We start from the raw sequence: 19,759 nt of genomic DNA, 5'->3' as shown, positions 1-19,759 counted from the left end.
GCTATGCAGTAATTCAAAAAAAGGAAGTAAGACAATATGGAGCGCAACGCCCATCGCTTGACGTTGCATTCACCTGCGGGAGTAATATTGCACCTAACATGGTCGGAGTTTATTGACTTCGCTCAATTAAAATGTCGTTTTGAAGCCGACTCTGCCTCAGAAAAGCGTAAATTTACAGCCATTTACTACGATGCAACCACCATGCAACACCCCCAATCAAAACCACTAACATGACGCAAAACGTGGTGAAGCCATAGTGATATTCACCGCCGGGGATCCCTCCGAGGTTTACGCCAAACAACCCCGTCAGGAAGGTACTCGGTAAAAAGACCATCGCCATCAGCGACATGGTGTACGTTCTCCTGGCTAACGACTCCTGCATCACCTGGGCTATCTCATCCGCCATGACTGCCGTTCTGGCAATACATGAGTCAATCTCGTCCAGTCCACGTCCGAGCCGGTCAGCGATATCCTGCATTCTGCGGCGCTGATCGTCGTTCATCCAGCTCATGCGTTCGCTGGCCAGCCGCGCATAAACGTCGCGCTGAGGGGTCATATAGCGGCGCATCACGATGAGCTGCTTACGCAGCAGCGCCAGAAAACCACGTGGGGGGATTTGCTGATCGAGCAGGTTATCTTCCAGATCGATGATTTTATCGTGAAGTTCTTCTATAAACTCGCTGGCATGATCGGTCAGCGCATCACACACATCCACCAGCCAGCTGCCGCAATCCGTAGGCCCCGTGCCCTCTTTCAGATCGTTAATGACGTCATCCAGCGCCAGCACTTTTCGCTGGCGGGTGGAAACAATCAGCCGTTCATCCATATAAACACGCATTGCCACCAGCTGATCCGGACGCTCATCCGTACTGCCGTTTATACAACGCAGCGTAATTAACGTCCCCTCACCCATCCGGCTGACGCGGGGTCTGAGACTTTCTCCCGCCAGCGCATCCCGAACGTTGTTGGGCAATAGCGGCGTGGACGCGAGCCACTCGGCGCTGTCCGGGTGCGTGTAGTTGAGGTGCAGCCAGCATGGATGTTCGCTGTCGATGTGATCCTGATCTTCAAGCGGCCTTGCGCCGCCTTGTCCATCAAACACCCATGCAAAAACTGCGTCAGGTACGTTAACCTCAGACCCTTTAATGCTCTCCACAGCGCCTCCACCGTTTTATCTCTTTCGGTGTCAGTCTAGCTTTCGCCGAGGGTTAAGCAATAATTATGTGAGGCATCGTCCTGAATACGTTCAGGAATTCACCGCCCATTCGCGGCTTTTTAATGCATTATCAGTCTGGAACTCATTTTCCAGACGGAAATTACGTGTTCGTGTCTGGAGCTCAATCACCTGATTGCGCAGCACATCTGACGATCCATTGAGTTCTTCAACCATTGACACGTTGCTCTGCGTTACGCGTTCAAGCTCTGACAATGCCTGCGTAATTTGTGAAATACCTTTTTCCTGTTCTGATGTTGAGGCGGATATTTCATCCATCAGTCTGCTGACATTGCCCGAACCGGTAACAATGTCATGCATGTTTTTTTCGGCTTCAGAGACCACGTTAACGCCCTGCGTCACGTTATGGCTGGTAACTTCAATCAGTGACTTAATATTTTTTGCCGCTTCGGCGCTACGATGCGCCAGGCTTCTCACCTCACCCGCGACCACAGAAAACCCTTTACCATGGTCGCCCGCTCTTGCCGCTTCAACGGCGGCGTTAAGCGCCAGAATATTGGTCTGAAAAGCGATACCGTCAATCAGCGAGATAATCTCTGTCATTTGCTGGGCGCAGTCGGTAATCGACTGCATATTGTTCGCGACCTGCCCCATTAATTCTCCGCCTTTACGCGCCTGCAACGTCGCGAGATTCGCCTGTTCGCTGGCTAAACGGGTATTGTCGGCATTATTTTTTGTACTTGCAGCCATCTCTTCCATGCTGGCTGCCGTTTGCACCAGCGAAGCTGACTGCTGTTCTGTTTTGACGGAAAGCTGCGCGCTGCGTGAAGAGAGTTGATCTGAAAGGGTCATCGCGGTTTGCGAGGAGGCGCGAATCTCACGGACCAGCGTTGCAATGTTGCTGGAGAGACTATTAATCCCCGGGATCAGTCGTCCCGCACAGTTGTTACCAAATTCAGGTATCGACACGCCAAGTTTGCCTGACGTCACTTCTTCAATACTTTTTTTCACAGTATTGATGGGCGTCACAAGATATTTTGTCATGTACGCCCAAAGCAAAAATAAGGCGATGAATTGTACAATTATGACTGCAATAAAAAGCGAAGAATTTCGTGAAAATAGCGCTATAACTCCATCACTTACCAAAAATACACATAAAAGGAAATAGACAATGAACGTTCTGACACTAATATTTCTTAGCATACGTTTTCCTGGGACATTATATTTTGGTTGGCATTAAGGGTTATAGCATTGCCATACAAATTTGTCCTCACGTTCGTCGCTGGTTTGTTGTTTTGCAGTTTGATTTGCGCAGTTTTACTTAAGGCGGATAAAAAGCATGTTTTACGCTAAATGTCTGGCTTGTCGTTTGGTTGCTGATACCCCTTCAAAAATGGCAATTATATATTTAAGGAGGGGTACTGTAGGGCGCCGTTGTTTAGTGGTGCTTAATAAGTTAACGTAGTTAATACGCGCCCCTCCCGTTAGAGTGGCTTACGTTCAGGCCAGATAGTCGATAGTCTGGAAAAAACAGTCCTCATTCATGAGAATATTCTCTTTTGCACTTTGATGCCCGCGACGAATATACCAGCCTGTATCAGGCGCCATGCTTAAATGGAATATCCTCGCCCCCGACAGACTATCGGGGACATTAATACTCATCGTCACACACCCCTTCTCCGGCCCCCTGATCACCTGTTCTGGCATAATGGTGACGCTGCGATCCCCATTTTGCAAAATGATCGTCGTAATGGCATAACGACATATACCGCTACTGAGGCTGTAGCCAACCGTACTTAAATCGGTGATATGTTTTTTAGATAAAAATATTTCAATACCAGAACCTTCAAACCATGTAATGATTTGCTGCGCAAGATCCTCCATCCGCTCACAAAACGCCCTGACTTCGGCCTCAGCCGTATTAACATAGATTGGTTTGTCCCCGATATTCTGTTGCACTTTCTTAAAAAAACGCTCTCTTGCTGACATGTCAACTCCGTGTTTTTCGCCAGTCTCATTATTCTTTTTGGTGCTTCAGCAGGGCATAGCTGGCAATCAACTGCTGAAGATGCTGTTCGGTCTGGTTTAGCTGCGCTGCTGACAGGGGTTGCCCGGCAGGTAAAATGGAAAGCAGACGAAGCCGCTCCTCAAGCGGAACGGTATGGCTGAAGGACTGCGACATGGCAAACACGGCTGATTTCAGTTCGCTGACCGTCATGTACTTCCCCTTCTGTTCATCCAGCGCGTTTAGCCTGTTCGTCAACTGCTGTAACTGCGTCATTCCCTGATGCCAGCCATTCAGATCTGATTCTGCAAGTCCGGCAACGCTAATCTGCTTGTGCCACTGTTGCACCAGGGGTTTGGCCTCTTTAGGCCACAGCGTCAGCGCCTGCTGCACCAGACGGTCGCCGTAGCTTACTGCCCAGTCTGGTTTCAGGCGTAAAAGCTGCGCTAACAGCTGCTGTGTCTTGCTGATCCCCGGTTCAGGTGGCGGTGACGTTTGTTGCAGCGCCTGCAACTGTGCTGTAGAGAGTCCTTCAGGTAAAGGAGTCAGGGACGCGGCCAGCTGAGTTTGTACTGAATCTGGCGCATGCATCGTCTGCCATCCCACTGCGACAATGCTGGCTGCCACCAGCATGAACAACATACCCGCAGCAAATGGCTTCCACTGCTTCACGGGTACAGGAGGCTCTTTATTCGGCAACGACTCGGGCTGAACCACATAAACCCATTTGCAACGCTCTGTCGGTTCTGTGAGGTGGAGTTCCGCGGCCCCTACCGCGTTACCCGGCAGACTTACGCCCGAATTTTCACTGTTTTCCAGACGCACTGCTGCGTTCTGCATCATCGTGCGCAGAGCATCAAGCTGAGCAGCATGCTTAAGTTCGAGGCGCTGCAACATGTCACTCAGAGCGTTCAGATCCTCCTCAGCCTGATAAAGCTGCCCTAAATCGGCATACGTCAACGTCAGCGTTCTCACCACCTGTTGCAGGCGTTTGCTCAGTGCGCTGAGGATTTCAACTCGCGCATGAACAGGCTGTGGCCAGAGGCTTCCCCACTGGCGGACGACCAGGGCAGCCAGTACCGCCAGCCCTTCATTCATGCCGTAGAGGCCGGCGAGATGCGTGCGGGCGAGCGTATACCAGGCAGCCGTTTGTAGCTCCACACCGTTATGCTCGAACAGTGACAGACAGAGCGTTTCCGCGTGTTGCCAGTTAACATCCGGGCGTGCCGGATGGGTGAGCTTGTTCATTTCTTCGCGCAAGGCAGCGTAATCCGCAAGTGTGCGCGGATCCCCGCCGGTTTTAAGTTGGCGTTCAGAATTTATTGTCATAACTGTTTTAACCTGAGTAATAACTAGATGGCGGCTCGTGCATCGAGGTATTGCTGTTGTTTCAGATGACGGATTAATACCCTGCCCTCGGGCATAAATTCCGTGCCGTAGCGCACCAGCCCGACCCCCTTCAGCTCCGCATCAATGGCGTAGCGGAGTTCACCGGGCTGAATCTGTTCCTGCATCACCACGTAAATCCGGCTCAGGCGCGGCTCATATTTCAGCAATATGGCCGACAGTGTGGTAATCAGCTGATGGGCGGTACCGGGCATTCCCTGGAGGATTTTTGTCATATCCGGCAGGCCGTAGTCCGGCAAGTGAGCCAGCGTACCGGCGCGGCAGTTGAGGATGCGCTGCATGTTATCGAGTACTGATAAAATCACCTGATTCTGTTCGCTGACCTGGTTGAGGCTCAGGCCACCTGAGAAATTGCCGCTCAGCATTTCATACAGCGATGGCGTATTATGTCCCTTAGGCATCAGTCATCCTTCAATGGCTGTAACGTCAGGTGGTTATTCCCGGCCTCCAGAATGCGCGGCTTATCCGGATCGAGATCTTCACGTTTTAGAACCTGCTTCCAGGTATTGTTTACCAGGTCCGGGTGACGAAACAGGCCGATTACCGCGACAAACTGCGTTTCTTCTTCCATTGGCATATCAAGATTTGTATCACCGCCCGGTTTTACGACCACATCGCGGGTCGCCATCAGGTCGGTTTTCAGAATAGTTTCGCCATCGTTCAATAGTTGCTGGTAAACCGTTTTATCGAAGATTTTACGGTCTTTCAGTTGATAGACACGGACTACCACCGGCTCGGAGAGTGAGTTACTTTCGCGGGAATCGGTGTTTAGCGCTTCACGCGCCGTGAAATCCAGGTGCAGCATCTTAATTTTTTTGTAGAACACGGCGTTAAATGCCGATTTGGTGCCATCGGTGATACCCTGCGTCATCCCGCACCCCGTCAGGCTGAACGCCAGCAGTGCAGGCAACCAGCCTGCGGATTTAATCAAACTTGTACGTAACACGTCGGTTTCCTTGTTGTGGTATTGCCGGCTTCAGGCCAGTGTAATAGCCCAGTTCCGTCGTAAAGGTCGGTGGGATATCGTCTTTAAGTTCCCCCTCATCAGCACCCAGCACGCCGTTCATCCCGAGCCAGAAAGGGCCTTCGCCAAGCGGCGGAACGGCCAGCAGTCGGGTCCGTGTGGTCAGGGTGATCTTTGCTTTAAAACGCCAGCCGAGCCAGACACGAAGCATCACCAGAAAGTCCTGATACAGCAGACCGTCCGGCTTCCAGCCCTGTGCCTCCTGTTCATTATCCGTTGTAAGCGCAACCAGCAGTTGGCTACCCGCATCCATCGCTTCGTCACCCAGTGGCGTGTTGCCGTCCAGCAGAAAATCGTCATCACCGTAAAAGCCCAGCGGCTGACCCATTTCCACCGGCCGCAGGCAGTATGGACTAACCTTCACGGTGGTATCCGGGGCCAGCAACGTCACCAGCGCCTGCATTCCCTCCTGAGTTTTGCCCGGTTGCTGTAGAACACCCAGCAGAGCCAGAAAACGAGATACCGGTGTGGCGATGTGGTCTGCTGTGCCGGGAATACCCAATCCCACCAGGCTCAGCAGTGACTGCGAGATGCTGTCCGTACCACCGGGTTCAAAGGTGGCCGGATAAGAGTATTTACGCCAGATACGGTAAAACTGCGTCAGAATGCGATGGCTGAAAATATCCAGAAAACCCTGTAGTGCGTCATGCCCTTCCCGACGCTGAGCGATGTCATCGAGATACGCCATCGGCAGGGGTGAGTCGACACCGTACATTCCCATAAAGGTCGTGCGGATACGTGGTGGCCGGCTGTCATCATCCTCATCATACTCCACGGCTTTCAGCTCACTGGCCGGAAATCCCATGCCCGGATGCGGGGCAAAGCGTACCGGGTCATCGCCCGGGTGACTGGTCGAGCCCATCAGCGGCCTGCCCGGGTTACGCTTCTCCAGCAACTGGCATAAACGGTAAAAGTTAATACGATGCAGGTCGGCTTCCAGCCGTGGGCTCAGCCGGGAATGCGGCGGTTGTGCTTCTCTTCCCATTCCAGGCGTTCTCCGGTCGGTTGCAGAATGATAATCAGGCGGTTAAACAAGTAGATGTCAGTGTATAGCGCAAAGAATCGGCTCATCATCTCGCCAAATAAGCAGATGTCGCCGCGTCCGGCAAAGCCATTGCTGTCCAGCGTGACTTCAATCTGCACGCCACGGACCAGGTAGCCCTGTTCAAAGCGCTCCGTTTCACTGTGCTTCACCTCGAGGATGGCTTCCAGGCGGCGACGGTTCATCTCGCTGTCGGTCCATTCATACAGCGCCAGGGTACCGCGCAGCACGTCGGCATTATCCATCATCGACAGAAATCCGCTGCCAAGGTGACTCAGTACGCGCCAGTGAAAACGGTCCTGCGCAGGTGGGTAACAAGGCAGCGTCGGCGCACACAGGTTGCGCACGGCAATGCTGACCGAAGTGGTTTTCATCACCGTATCAAGCACGGTGCTTTGCAGCGCACGTCGTGGAAGTTGACCATTGGTGCCAGTTAGCGTCAGCGACAGGCTTTCGTCTTCCGGGACGGTATGATTATCAAATGCTTCGCCGCCAAGGATGAGCCAGGTGTTATGCAGGCCGGACGGACCGCGGCGCACGCGGGTGTGGTAGTAATATTCCGGTGCTTCATGACGCATCATTCCTCCCTTATGACGGAAGCTCGAAAACGGCACGTAGGTATGCTGGCTCGATGACATCACCGAATCCACGGTATAGATCTCGGTATGGCCATCCTGCACGCGCATCGGGCGCAGCATGTATTCGGTTTGCAGAGAATTGAGCGTCAGCGGATCGGATTCCAGCGGGAACAGGTTAATGACCGGCACACAATTCAGGCGCAGGTGCTTTTCGGTAAAGCTGAAGTCATGCTCCCAGCGTTCCGCCAGCACCACGTCGATTTCAAACCACGGGATCTCAGCCGGAAAGACCACGCTCTCCAGCCCGCGCAGCCCCGTAAACATGAATTTCTCGCGAAAGGTGAAGTACTCCAGCAGCAACTGGTAACCGCTGAAACTGCTGTCCCCCTTCGGCCACAGCCTGTCATCATCACCAAACCCCAGTGCGGTGAAATACCCGTCCATCGGCCTTCTGTCCATGTCGCCCGGCATGCGCAGCCACAGACGCGCAGTATTCATGGTAAAAGCTTCATGCATAGCGCAGGCCAGCGGTGCGTCAGCATTGAAATAGAACGGGATCTGGCTGAGATCGACACGGCTCCAGTCAGCAAGATGGCTACAACTGAAGCGCAGGCTGATGACAGAGCGCCCGTCAGGATCAGTCGACAGGCGGGCATGCTCCAACGCCAGTGGCTGAAGGGTTATCTCTTTAGTTGTGGTGTAGCGACAACGCGTGCCTTTTTCACCGATCGGCCGCGAATTGACCTCGAAACCTCTGGCAATACGCATCGGTTCTTTCATCTCACGCCAGACAGGAGTGAACTCCACCACCGACATCGAGGGAATAGTGCGCAGGTAATGCGGCCATAGCAGACTGACCAGCCCTTCAGTTAGTTCAGGCAGGTCGTCATCAAGCTTCTCACGCAGGCGGCCCATCAGAAAGGCAAAGCCCTCGAACAGTCGCTCCACGTACGGGTCGCGCGCGCCCGCTTTATCGAGATTGAGCATTGCCGCCTGTTCAGGGTGAGCGCGGGCAAATTCTTCGCCGGCTTCCAGCAGGTAGCGCATTTCAGCGTCGTAATAACGCAGGGTTAAGTCGTCCATAAGAACCTGAATATGTGTGTTTTAAAGGTATGTCAGTCGCTTTACCCGCAAAGTACCGCACAGCCTGCCGGGTCAAGGGCAATCAGGCCCGCCAGAAGCTGGTCCATCTCTGGCTGAAGCCGTGACTTATCGGTTTCACTGCGGGCGGCTTTCATACGCAGCAGCCTGAGGCGGCGCGATTTCACTTCAAACAACAGCGCTGGCGTCCACTGAGTGAGGGTGATGGCCTGTGCTGCAGCGTCAAGCTCACCCAGCAGATGCAGCGCCAGTTCATTCTTACCCTTCTGCTCAGCCACACGTGCCATCAGCAGACGCACCAACCATTTGTCTTTTGTGGTGTCGGTGCCCGGGCGCGTTTGCAGCCAGTGGAGTGTGGCATCCAGACCATCCGTGTCAGCTTTCTCCAGTGCTTCCGGTTCAAGGGCCAGAATATCGTTGCCAGTTTCACTCAAGGCACTGACAGACTCATCCCGCCAGTTGGACATCTCGTCGAGCACGCTCTGGTTTATCCAGTTCAGCGTGACCTCATCAGCAAAGGGTGTGCCGTCATTGAAGGCCAGCGTTTCAAGTCCAGGAAGGCGCCGCAGCAGCCCTTTCAGGTCAGCGGTAATGATATCGGCCAGCACATCCTGGCCTGATTTAATCAGGGCCTGATGGATATACCACTGCAAATCCAGCCAGAGATGATTGGCGCCACGCGAGAAAGTGCTGTCCGCTTGTTCCAGTATCTCCAGCCAGCTCTGTTGCAAATACAGCCGTTTAAGCATTGCACGCTGGTCAGCCCGCGGCGGTTCGATGCGCGTTTTCCCTTCGGCATCCGGTGCCGGGATTGCTCTTAGCGTGTCGTGACGCAGACTTTTCATCAGCCGGTGTGCGGCAAGCCAGCCATCAGGTTGCTCACGCAAATATCCCGTCAGGGTTCGGGCCTGAGCCAGCAAATCCTGACCGGATGTGATGCGGCTCAGCACTGGCGCATCCTGTTCTGACGTATGAGATGCCGACTGCGGGCGTGTCTGACTGCTGGCGTTCTGGGGCATTACCGCATCCACGCCACCGGCTTTCATCAGGCGGGCTCCCAGCGCGCTGTACAGGGCACTCAGATCTGGACGTGACGCTTCCGACTCAGTTTCAAGACTGTCTCGGATGAGCAGCAACGCACCGGTCGTACGCTGGGCATCGTCGCGTACCACTTCTGGCCAGAGTAACAGGCTGTCAAGTAGACGAGAGCCTGCGAGCCACTCCAGCGCCGGTTTACGGCTTCGCTCGCGCTGAGGATGGAGCTGTGTTCCATACTGGGTTAGTAATCCCGCCAGTAACTCAAGCCCTTCAGCAAACCCGGTTTCACCGTCCTGGTGCAAGCGCGCCCAACAATAGTAAGCAGCAACCCGGACATCTTTGGCCTCTGTGGTCAGCACCTTTTCAGCCAGCTGGCAAATCAGCCCGGTATCAATGCCGGAAAGTTTATTGACCTCCTCCCGGATACGCTGGAAATCATCGTCATAACCCGGGTCTTCTCCTGTAGGATTGATCTCACTGATAGGGGTAAGCCAGCTCTGCCAGCTTTCCATACGTGACTGCGCCTGCTGTCGCAGCAAGGTTTCATCCGCCTGGCAGGCAACAACCAGATTCTGCAAAGCGTCCATTATTCGACTCCGTCCATGTCACTGTTTTCTGTGTTGGTCATCAGCGCCTGCGCCATAGCCGCGCTGTCGACGCTGAATATTTGATCTGGCAGCGTAAAACCCCGGAGTGCCAGTAACGCCAGCGGCCCACTGCCCAGTTGTGAACGCAGTACCCACTGTAGGGTACGACCATCCGGGGTGGTAAAACTCATCATCCACTGACTGCGGTCAAGCTGCTCTCTCTTACTTTCATCCAGCCAGCGAATAAAGCCCCAGGTTCCGCTGTAATCACCAAACAGACGTGCACCCGCATTGACGGTGGTCCATGTCAGCATGGTTCCGGGCTTGTAGGTGTCACCAGGCCAGCGGAAGCTCTGCCAGTCTGCCATCTGGTTGAAGTAGTGCAGCTTTTGTCCATCAATAGTCAGTTGCGTTTCTACCACCTGCGGTACCGGACGCGCCTGTAGCTCAAAGCTGATGCCCTGACTGCCGTCGGTAAATAAGATATCCGATAGCTGGCTGAGCTGATTAATCGCCCGCAGGAAGGCTGGATTAAAGCTCAGCCCCTGGCTATTAACCTTATCTGGCACCCACTGGCTGCCCTCCTTATGCAGCACACCGCCGAGTTCCGCGGTCAGGAAGCGCTCAATGCGTCCGCTGTCCTTACGCACAAACTCAGCCAGCATTGGCAGAGAGGAATCACTCTTGCTGATCGCGAATGGGAAACGTCCGTCAAATGCCGTATGCCAGTTCGCCACCACGGAGCGACTCCATTTGTCATTCAGGCTCGCTGCCGATGGCTGAAGCACAGTTTCCCAGGCCTGGGTCAGTGGCTGCACAAACATGGTGCTGCCAAAACCACTCCACTCTTCGCCCAGGCTTGCAGCAATCAGGCTGCCGTACTGCTGGGTGTCGGTCAGATCCACGCTTTTACCCTGGAACACGGTCTGCGCCAGGCTCTGCATCATTTCCTGAGGGTCAGAGGCGCTGGCGACCTGTTGCAGACGCAGACGCACACGGGTGATACGGGTAAGATACGTTTGCAGGCTCAGTGAGTTGTCAGCCGACATAACGTTGCTGCCTTTGTTTTTACCCATAAGTGCCAGCAACGGTCCAAAGGTTTCATCCAGTGGGCCCTGCGGGCCTGAGGCTGACTGGTCAATTACCGGTTTGTCCTTCCCGCCTACCAGGTCTTTAGCCGATTTGATGATGGAATCCGACAGGTCTTCACTCTTCTGGCCGGTCTGCCCCTGCCAGGCGAGGGTGTTCATCAGGGCAATCAGCGGTGACTGGCGAACATCACTCATCAGCGTCAGCTGGTCGGTGACGTCTGCAATATTGTTTGCCGGATTAAGTTGCAGGCTGTTGAGGAAGCTCAGCCAGCTACCGGCAAAGTCGGTGAAGTAGCGTTCCGTCAGACGTGCTTTCAGTGCTTCCGGCGACAGGTCTGAGGAGACGGCTTTCCGGCTGTCGCTCAGCACCCAGTCAATTTCATCGCGGCGGGAGTTTGCCGCTTTCTCAATGGCCTGCTGAATACCACCCTCCCAGGCCTGACGGGTGAACATGCCCGGCACCACCTCATCGGTGGTAAACAGGCGACGGGCATCGGTACCGCCGGTCATGTCCTCCAGAGACACATCGGCGAAGTTACGACGCACGGATTTGAGCATGTTCTCGTACAGCGTACTTTCCGCGTTGCGCCGTCCAATTTGCTGCAACAGCACCTGGCGGCTCTGGCTGACCAGTTGCGCATCCGGTGTGGTTTTCCACTGTGACTGCGCTGGCAGTTCGTTGATGTAGAAAGCCCACAAATCCGGTGACAGGCTTTGCCACAGGCCAGCTGAGATGCCTAAACGCGTCGGCTGCACGGTTTTCATGGTTTGCGCGTAGAATGCACCATCAGCTTTATCCGGACGGGACATCATCAGCCAGGCTTTCAGCTGGTCATAACCCGGTTTCGCCATCTGTGTCCGCTGGTCGCTGTTGGGTGCCGAATTGACCAGCGCAATGAGCTTCTGCTTAAGCGCTTCATTTGCCGGGTCACGTATCAGACGGTTGTTCGCCACCCCGTACCAGGGCAGCATTGCGTCAAGCAACTGCTGATCATGGTCCAGACCAAAGCGCTGATACCATGGCGCGCCGTCCTGAATATGGTGCAGCAGACGACCGGCATCATTACGCAGAGCATGCAGGGCCGTCAGTTGGTAATCCGATACAGAAGTGTGCTCCACCAGAGCATGAGCCTGCTGTGCAACAGAAACTATTTGTGACCGGTTGACCGCAAACGACAGCAGCGTCCCTACCCCCCAGAAACTGATGATGGCCATCAGTGCCCAGGCCAGCGCTCGTTCCCACGGCATACCGACACGACGGCCACGTACGCGGGTGCAGTCGTCGACAATACCCTGCCAGGTTGCTGGCAGAGTCAGGGCATGACGCTGTGATCCATAATTCTCAGCGTCGGCTGTTCCCGCTGACATTCCGGCAGGTTTCTTCTCCGACAGGCTGAACATCAGACCACGTAGCGGGACGCGCTGCTGAGAAACAAAGAGCCATGGCTGCAACTGCTGAGCCCAGCGGGCAATAGCACCGTCGTTCAGGTGCTGGCTCAGGCGCAGCAGGAAGTCGTGGCTGCTGTTTTCCGCGACCTGACTCATCCCCTGCGCCCGCAGGGCCGGCAGCATCAGTTCCAGCTGGCGGATTACATCGTCTTCTTTTGCGCGTGGTGGAAAGCTTGCACCTACCGCCTGCTCAGGACGCGTACCCTGCGACCAGTGACTGCTGCACAGTTGCCACAGCCAGACCGGAGCGGAATAACGCAGCAGTTCGCTGATTTTTTCCAGGCCGCGTAAATCGCTGTCGCTGATATGTGGGGTCAGCTTAAGCGACTCGGGCAGTAAACGGATAATCCCGTCCAGCGGGCGCCCGCGGCGTAGTTTACGCAGCGCTGTGTATTTTTCGCGGTCAGGCTCCGATGCCAGGCTGCCGCCGTAAATCAGCACGGTGCGGTTGCCTTCAAGCCACTGCTGCTTTTGCAGGCCGGGTAGCAGTTGCTCAATCGCGGCTTCATCGCCGGTGATCAGCAGCAGGCGGATCTTGTTTTGCCAGAAGAAGCTATAGCGTCGGCATAAATGAGCTTTTACAGGATCCTTTTTACTGGACTTTTTATAGTTATTAAGAACATTAGCTGTGACGGACTTCCCTCCCGCGATATGCTGAAAGCGATACTCTTTTTGATGGAACCATACACCGAAGTTCATCAACATCAGGAACACAGAAATTAAAAACATGCATAAGAACCAAAGGCTCACTTTTTCTTTTGAGGATACCCATCCAAAGATATCCCCATAGTAGTAACATCCTATAAAAGTCAGTACACCAAAAATAATGAGACAGGATACAAGGCCAATCACTCTCCATTTTGCCGAGGTGTTCAATTTAATGCTCCTTGCTATTATCAAAGGGCTTAATGACATTTAAAAGGTATTCATCACCAACGCCAGTGACCATTAAAACCGGCTCATTGTTTTTTTCTGATATGAAAAGTGCCAGAGCAAACACCAACCAAAAATGGTGCTCATTTAAATTACCCAGCATCAAATTTAAATACATTCTCTCACACTCCCATTCAACATTCATAGATAAAGATGAGAGTCTTAATATCCCCGAAACTTCTGAAACTTCCTCTGCACTCATATTGCTAAAAAGTACTCTTGTCGTTTTAAGGACATCTGACTGGTAAGTCATCATGTGGATGACCTCTTGTTTGGTGAGATTTTTGTTGCATACCATTGGTCGCAAGGCTATACCGTTATTGGCTTTTTCAGGTGGTTGCTCTTGATGAGTCACCAGCAATATTGAAGCGAACTCTGTTGAGTTAGGAGGGTATTTTTCAAAACTTTCAATGTTTGCAGATATTATTATTGACACCCGATTTTTTGAGATGTTGGATAATGTATCAAATTCCTGCCCTAATGCTTTACTCCAACAGTAATAATTACGCAAGCAATTTTCATCAAACCCGATCGCAGCCCAGCACTCTTTAAATATTGAGAAAGTAATATAATTACTATCATAGGTAAATATAACATCAAATATACATGATTCACTCAACCGTAACAGCCTTGTTCTGACAGATGCCAACAGTTCGTAAATCAGTTGTTCTTCAGTATATAAATCATCGTTATGGCCCCGTAGTTTCAATCGCTGGTTATTATATATTTCAACCGAATGAGACATTGCCATATCGGTTTGCGATATTACAGAAGGGAGAAACGCTTTATAAGCGGAAACATAAAATTTTTGACTTGCCCATTCAGTCCAGTCTTTCCTGACCAATGCTGCTTCGCGCTCTCTTGCTTCGAATGCCGACAAACACAAACCATGGTAATAGGTTCTAACGGGAATTATGACAGAAAAAGCTAGGGGCACCGAAAAAACCAACAGGGTAAGTAATTTTAACAACTCATTATCTTCAGCAGGCAAAATAATTTTAGCCCCAACCCAACTAACCACCACAGTCAACAAAATACTTATGAAAGAAAAAAACCATTTACTCCATTTAATTCCAGGAATCTTATCGACTGGAGGGATTATTTGTACAGGCCAATTCATATCATTCTCCATCATTGTTAACAGCACATTTTCTTTAAGAGAAAAAACTTCTTAACATGCCATACTGTCAATTATGGATTTAATATCTGAGTATGACTGAAGATCTTTACTGCGATTACTAAATATGATCTTCTTAAATACCTCATCCTGATAAAATAGTCGCTGCGCGCTCAACACGTCAAGCCCAAAATCAATAAGATCCTTAGCGGATGTAGAGAAAGTTGAATAATAATAATCCAGCGCAGGACTCAATAATTTCATCACATCACGCTCACTAAATTTATGCGGCATTCTCATTTTCCGATATGCTCGCAAAATATTATTAACAACTGAAATCCGGCCCATTTCGAATGCATTTTGCTCTGTTAATCCAAGTGAGTAGTTTAATTTTTTTTTGCATTTACCATCACCATTCGCCACCTGAGCTATTCCGCCTCCATCAATATAAGACCATGTATTAATATTGCTTAATAGCTGTTGCTTTTGCCATTTATCCAGCGTATACATTAACAAACCAAATACTGATGGGTCGTAATAGCGAAGTAATATATTACCAACTGATTGAATCGACTGTACGGCGGACAAAGCGACCTGTTCAGCAAGCTGCTCCCCAGTTAAATCCGTCGAAATCCACGCACAGACGCTGCGCCCTTCCCCGGACTCAAGCTTTTCTATTTTCAACTCATTCAATGAATTGTAAATACTATTCTTAAACAATTGGCCATCTCTCTCGCTGGAGGCACTAAGAGGGAAAAGGTAAAGTGGTAAAGCCCCCTGAAGTTCATCCTGGCGGAATGTAACAGGGTAAGATTTATATTCTCTAAGAATACTGGGCAAAAAAAGTGATGAATGATACTGTTCTAAAGATGCATCTATCAGTAGAAAACATTTCCCATTTTTCCCAAAAGCAGCATTGGTAATTTCTTCATGTATATCGTTAAAAAATATACCATCCATAATCAACCCCACCAGAATAATATCAGAAACACATTTCAATTAATTTATATTTATGACTTTCATAAAACATCATTATCTTATTCATATTGAGCCGCCCCTCTCAGTAGCGATAGCAATTTTCTCCTGAATAGGTAAATTTCAAACTTGGGCATGCTGGTTTACCTTGATTCCTGCCGGGGGCAACCAAAATAACAATGTTTTTTTCTGTCTAGTAGTAAAACCAGCCTTCATCTGAATAAATGAATTTCCCACTGGGACAGGCTGGTTTGCTTTTATCACCCGGCTCATACCACTTCCCATTATCTTTTAGTTGCTGCTCATGTTTTTTTGTTATTTTATTGAGATTGATTGTTGCAACACGTCTCATCCCCAGCAACTGAAATATCTCCTCCGCCAGTTTGCAGCGTGTTGGCGCACAGGCTTTATATGCAAAGAATGCAATCAACCCCGAAATTACAGAAGACACCACAAAAGCCATTACCAGGAAAAGATAAAACCTCTCAAATAAAGAGACACCATTTGGATTTCCTTTTGAGAGAGAGATAAATACACATACAGAAACAAAAGCCACCATCAATATGGTGATTAGAATGAACATATTTTTAATGCGCCACAGCATATGCGCAATATGCCCCATATCACATTTCGGACATACTGACACTATCCGCTCTTCCGGTAACGCAATGGCATAGACCTCATAATGGTCATGCTGCCACTCAACAATCATGTCCACATCATCGCCAGTCTGAAGTCGGGTGACACCCACCCAGCCGCGAAACGGCTGGCCATTAATCATCCCCTGCACATATTCCGCCGAATCATTCGATGACTCGCTTTCAGCCATCATTACAGCCCCGACACCCGGGCTCCCTGCAACTATCGCTGCAGCGGCGGCAGCTCCGCGCTGGCCATCTGATATCTCCGGCAACATGCTGGTCCGGTAGGCAACTGCATCAAAATACTCCCGAAAATATTCGCTACGGAAAGACTGCAGTTTCCCTGATATTTTCTCCAGAGGACCATAAGGCGGCAATACCGGCGGCGGCGGAAGCTCACGTGTCCACGGCCTGCCGTTCATCACCTCAATCTCTCGCTTTGTACGCAGGTCTGCTAATTTTTCTGGCTCAACAAAACGGGAGCATATCTGCTGATTTTCAACTGAATTCATGAAATATCCTTTATCGCCCCTTCCAGGGCTTTATTCTGGTCTGTCAGACTGCGGTTGAAAGGTGCTGTACCGAACACGCATTTTCTACACCATATCTGAAGCTCATCGTCCGATATCCAGGTCACAACCACCTGTAACAAAGTTATCGCAACCATCACTTCCCAGGTCATCAGTACTGCAAGTATTCGGATCCCTAAAATTTCCCAAGCCAAAAAACCTGTAATTTTCCCAGCTACTTTTTTAGCTATCGGTTGACTAAACTGTTCCAGCAGAAGACCGACTGATTTTGTGACTGCCAGGACATCAACTGTTGTTTTAATAAGCAATACAGAGGAAAGTAAAAAACGATTGCTTTGCAACTCTTCGTAAGTACTTGCACCATCAGCAAACACCGAAATTAAAGACGCAGTTCCACCCGCTGCCGCCCCAACCCCCTTGACCCAGGCCACTGTAAGCTCACGCGCTTCCAGACCTTTTTCTATTGCCGGCAAAATAACCGACGTCCCCTGACTCACCATCGCCAGCCCGCTGGCCAGCAGGCTCGCCAGCGGCTTCTTTTCATCCCTTACCTGTCCGCACAGGTAGATAAAATCCATCGCATTCAGCACCAGCAACAGACTGTTTATTCCCGCCAGCCGGTATTCGGCCTTGCCCTTTTCTGATGCAAAGTGCTCTTCCAGCCTGCTGCTCATTCTCTGTTTAATCTCGGCGACTTCATTCCCGCTCGCCATAAAACGTCCACTGCGCCGTATACCTTCCAGCACCGTCTGACGTAACGCCGGGGCATCTTTCAGATACGCATTCACTAACGAGTGAACTTCTTCTGAAGGTATTCCCGCCCTTATCATAAATATCAGCCTGAACGCCGTGGTCGCCAGCTTCTCGCCTGCCTTATCCACCCGCAGAATGCGGCTTACCCTGTCTCCCACCGTGACGATAAACGCATCCGTGTTGAAGAGCTGTACTTCCAGTTTGCTGGCATTTTCCCTCAGCCCCTTCACGACACTGTTCATCGATTTCTGGTAATACCCCTCCAGCTTTTTCATATTGCTGACCTGCTGCATCAGGGCTGCCGTCATGGCGGTCGCCGTCAGAGGCGTCACGTCCTCGTCCTTTTTCCCTTTCACCGTCGCCAGATACGGCTCCAGCTCACTGATTAGCTGCGGGTTATTGGCCGCCACATGCCGCCACAGCAGATTCCCGCGATTTTTAGTGCTGTACTCATTCCACCAGCCGTCTATCTTTGCCGCCCCTGCCGGACAACTGTTGATCCCGTGCATGGCCATCCCCACCGCTGACTGGTAGAACAGCCCTGCCCGCTGTGCCTCGCAGTGGAAATCATCCAGCGTTGCCAGCAGTACCGGTGCACTGAGCCAGTTCACCACGCTGACGATACGCTTCTGGAAGATAGCGTTAACCGAATCAACCAGGTTCGTGTAGCATGTATCAAAGTTCGCCTGTCGGGTTGCGTTGAGCTTTTTCTGATAGGGTGCCCAGCTCCGGGCCCGGACTCCACTGAAATCCTGCGAGGGTTTAGGCAGATTTAACGCCAGCTCCTCATCGACCTGCGCCTGTATCGCGGCAACCCGTCGCTGGTGAGCAGCCAGCGGTTCGGGTGGACTCATCAGCACACTCTCCGGGTATGATGCCGTCACGTTCTGCGCATGCCAGTTTCTCACTAACCTGTCATCTGCCCTGATTTGTGCCAGCACATCAGGCTTACCCTGATACCTTTTCTCAAGCGCCTGCAGACGCGAATCCAGATATTCGTCTGTCAGCATGGGACCATCAGTTCTTCGTCTCCGCATTGCGTCCTCCCGAGATTCGGCATTGCTTTCCAGCAGCGTTCTGACGGCATCGAGATTTGTTTTGGTGGCGAACTCAAGCTCACGTTCCTGCAGAAACTGCGCCTGGCGCCCCAGCACATCCTGGCTCCATCCGTTAAGTTCATGAACAATCCCCACCGGATCCCAGAGTGGAAGCAGCAGCGGCGTCATCCCCTCACTTCGGTTTTCCATGGCCGTGACCGTCGCGTCTGCCATGCCACTGCGGTTTTTTGCCCACGGATACAGACTGGACTGCAGTTTCACCACATCATTATTAACCCGCCAGGGATCATCCACCGTCGGATCCCAGAGTGACGATGCCCGGCTGACGTTTACCACTTTCGCATCATCCGGACCAGGAAGCAGACCAGAAACAGAAGGAACCTGATAGTCCAGTACCTGATTCAGGCTTGCCCCGGTAACGTCGGTCCCTGTTTTTGTGCGCTGAGATCCCGCCACCGAAGGCATCACTTTCTGCATTCTCTCCGTGCGCTCTTCTGGCCTGGTGCGATACCGATCGAGCGTTTCCTGCTCCCACGGATACTGACTGAACGCAAACCACACATTGCCGCACTTATCCGGGGATTCAATGCTCATGAACTCGACGTTTTGAGCGATATGCTCGCCCGTTTCGCACAGCGCTTTATCCACCGGTACAGGATTAGACGCCACCTGTTGCAGCCACAGTGAGCCGTCCGGCGCAACGCTGTAGCACTGCCAGTAATTGGTGCCCTGCTTTCCTTTTTCATAAAAAACGTAAAGGTAGCCCTGGCGAAGCGCGCGGAGTGTGTACTTTTCATTACTGGCGAGCGTTACCCCGGTGATGCACGGATCATTCGCCCATCCCGGTAAACTAGCATTAATATTTTCCGGCACAACAGCATAGCGCACGGGCAGTACTGTCAGGCCTTTCGTTGTGCATAACCCCTGGCATGCCATATTCACATCCTTTTTTTAATTAAGCCTGTAAATAAAAAATTCTTATTCAACCAGTGAAAAAATTAGAGCCTGCGATCACTTTATGGCCGGAACATAGACAAAGCACACGGTCCTGATCCTGTACCAGAACTATGCCATTACTGACGATACCAACTGCAGTGGCCAGGATGGGAAATGTTCCCTTACAGACAGTACAGATGGCTTTGTCATTATTTTGTGCCACCTGTTTTCCATCACTAAAATAATTCGCAGTTGCAGTAATTATTTTCCCATTACTCGTCCTGTCACCTAAAACGGCTAATTTTGTAGTCATCTTTTTC

The 19,759-nt window shown here is 51.5% G+C and carries 15 protein-coding genes; all 15 read right to left on the bottom strand.

Features of this window, described 5'->3' with window-relative positions; all coding sequences use genetic code 11:
• Positions 1-172: 172 nt before the first annotated feature.
• The 15 genes from zntB to O1722_RS10695 all read right to left on the bottom strand — a co-directional run bounded on the left by zntB (position 173) and on the right by O1722_RS10695 (position 19,752).
• Positions 173-1,156: a zinc transporter ZntB gene (gene zntB, locus O1722_RS10765; protein WP_017382256.1), complete on the bottom strand. Its 984-nt coding sequence runs from the start codon at positions 1,154-1,156 to the stop codon at positions 173-175.
• A gap of 90 nt (positions 1,157-1,246) precedes the next feature.
• Positions 1,247-2,377, bottom strand: a complete 1,131-nt coding sequence (locus O1722_RS10760; protein WP_080296605.1) for a methyl-accepting chemotaxis protein — start codon at positions 2,375-2,377, stop codon at positions 1,247-1,249.
• 297 nt (positions 2,378-2,674) lie between these two features.
• Positions 2,675-3,163 (bottom strand): hypothetical protein, encoded by a 489-nt coding sequence (locus tag O1722_RS10755; RefSeq protein WP_033486893.1) that lies wholly within the window; start codon positions 3,161-3,163, stop codon positions 2,675-2,677.
• A gap of 28 nt (positions 3,164-3,191) precedes the next feature.
• On the bottom strand, positions 3,192-4,508 hold the full coding sequence (locus O1722_RS10750) for a VasL domain-containing protein (RefSeq protein WP_033486892.1): 1,317 nt from the start codon (positions 4,506-4,508) through the stop codon (positions 3,192-3,194).
• 23 nt (positions 4,509-4,531) lie between these two features.
• Positions 4,532-4,987 (bottom strand): type VI secretion system baseplate subunit TssE, encoded by a 456-nt coding sequence (tssE, locus tag O1722_RS10745; RefSeq protein ID WP_033486891.1) that lies wholly within the window; start codon positions 4,985-4,987, stop codon positions 4,532-4,534.
• On the bottom strand, positions 4,987-5,532 hold the full coding sequence (gene tssJ / locus O1722_RS10740; protein ID WP_033486890.1) for a type VI secretion system lipoprotein TssJ: 546 nt from the start codon (positions 5,530-5,532) through the stop codon (positions 4,987-4,989). Before tssJ ends, tssE begins: the two co-directional genes overlap by 1 nt.
• Positions 5,510-6,595 carry a type VI secretion system baseplate subunit TssG gene (tssG, locus tag O1722_RS10735; protein WP_033486889.1) on the bottom strand — a complete coding sequence of 362 codons (1,086 nt, stop codon included), beginning with the start codon at positions 6,593-6,595 and terminating at the stop codon, positions 5,510-5,512. The genes tssJ and tssG overlap by 23 nt, the downstream gene beginning before the upstream one ends.
• Entirely contained in the window at positions 6,559-8,313 is a 1,755-nt protein-coding gene (gene tssF, locus O1722_RS10730) for a type VI secretion system baseplate subunit TssF (RefSeq protein ID WP_015570425.1), read from the bottom strand. Before tssF ends, tssG begins: the two co-directional genes overlap by 37 nt.
• A gap of 41 nt (positions 8,314-8,354) precedes the next feature.
• A complete protein-coding gene (gene tssA, locus O1722_RS10725; RefSeq protein WP_033486887.1) occupies positions 8,355-9,956 on the bottom strand; it encodes a type VI secretion system protein TssA in 1,602 nt (533 codons plus the stop codon).
• A complete protein-coding gene (locus O1722_RS10720; RefSeq protein ID WP_310889587.1) occupies positions 9,956-13,411 on the bottom strand; it encodes an ImcF-related family protein in 3,456 nt (1,151 codons plus the stop codon). Before O1722_RS10720 ends, tssA begins: the two co-directional genes overlap by 1 nt.
• Positions 13,374-14,549 (bottom strand): hypothetical protein, encoded by a 1,176-nt coding sequence (locus O1722_RS10715; RefSeq protein ID WP_033486885.1) that lies wholly within the window; start codon positions 14,547-14,549, stop codon positions 13,374-13,376. The genes O1722_RS10720 and O1722_RS10715 overlap by 38 nt, the downstream gene beginning before the upstream one ends.
• Before the next feature lie 51 nt (positions 14,550-14,600).
• On the bottom strand, positions 14,601-15,506 hold the full coding sequence (locus tag O1722_RS10710; RefSeq protein WP_017382246.1) for a DUF4123 domain-containing protein: 906 nt from the start codon (positions 15,504-15,506) through the stop codon (positions 14,601-14,603).
• A gap of 208 nt (positions 15,507-15,714) precedes the next feature.
• A complete protein-coding gene (locus O1722_RS10705; RefSeq protein ID WP_033486884.1) occupies positions 15,715-16,674 on the bottom strand; it encodes a putative type VI secretion system effector in 960 nt (319 codons plus the stop codon).
• Entirely contained in the window at positions 16,671-19,439 is a 2,769-nt protein-coding gene (locus tag O1722_RS10700; protein WP_033486883.1) for a T6SS effector BTH_I2691 family protein, read from the bottom strand. The genes O1722_RS10705 and O1722_RS10700 overlap by 4 nt, the downstream gene beginning before the upstream one ends.
• Before the next feature lie 46 nt (positions 19,440-19,485).
• Positions 19,486-19,752, bottom strand: coding sequence for a PAAR domain-containing protein (locus tag O1722_RS10695; RefSeq protein ID WP_017382243.1), 267 nt, complete (start codon positions 19,750-19,752; stop codon positions 19,486-19,488).
• Positions 19,753-19,759 lie beyond the last annotated feature (7 nt).

This window comes from Enterobacter cloacae complex sp. HYC003_NIDB (assembly GCF_056673375.1).
Note: the sequence above shows the minus strand (reverse complement) of the source record. Positions and strands in the feature narration are given on the sequence as shown.

Coding starts and splice junctions, on each gene's coding strand:
- O1722_RS10760 (WP_080296605.1), bottom strand. CDS start 2,377: ATGCTAAGAAATATTAGTGTCAGAACGTTCATTGTCTATTTCCTTTTA.
- O1722_RS10755 (WP_033486893.1), bottom strand. CDS start 3,163: ATGTCAGCAAGAGAGCGTTTTTTTAAGAAAGTGCAACAGAATATCGGG.
- O1722_RS10750 (WP_033486892.1), bottom strand. CDS start 4,508: ATGACAATAAATTCTGAACGCCAACTTAAAACCGGCGGGGATCCGCGC.
- tssE (WP_033486891.1), bottom strand. CDS start 4,987: ATGCCTAAGGGACATAATACGCCATCGCTGTATGAAATGCTGAGCGGC.
- tssG (WP_033486889.1), bottom strand. CDS start 6,595: ATGGGAAGAGAAGCACAACCGCCGCATTCCCGGCTGAGCCCACGGCTG.
- tssF (WP_015570425.1), bottom strand. CDS start 8,313: ATGGACGACTTAACCCTGCGTTATTACGACGCTGAAATGCGCTACCTG.
- tssA (WP_033486887.1), bottom strand. CDS start 9,956: ATGGACGCTTTGCAGAATCTGGTTGTTGCCTGCCAGGCGGATGAAACC.
- O1722_RS10720 (WP_310889587.1), bottom strand. CDS start 13,411: ATGTCATTAAGCCCTTTGATAATAGCAAGGAGCATTAAATTGAACACC.
- O1722_RS10715 (WP_033486885.1), bottom strand. CDS start 14,549: ATGAATTGGCCTGTACAAATAATCCCTCCAGTCGATAAGATTCCTGGA.
- O1722_RS10710 (WP_017382246.1), bottom strand. CDS start 15,506: ATGGATGGTATATTTTTTAACGATATACATGAAGAAATTACCAATGCT.
- O1722_RS10705 (WP_033486884.1), bottom strand. CDS start 16,674: ATGAATTCAGTTGAAAATCAGCAGATATGCTCCCGTTTTGTTGAGCCA.
- O1722_RS10700 (WP_033486883.1), bottom strand. CDS start 19,439: ATGGCATGCCAGGGGTTATGCACAACGAAAGGCCTGACAGTACTGCCC.
- O1722_RS10695 (WP_017382243.1), bottom strand. CDS start 19,752: ATGACTACAAAATTAGCCGTTTTAGGTGACAGGACGAGTAATGGGAAA.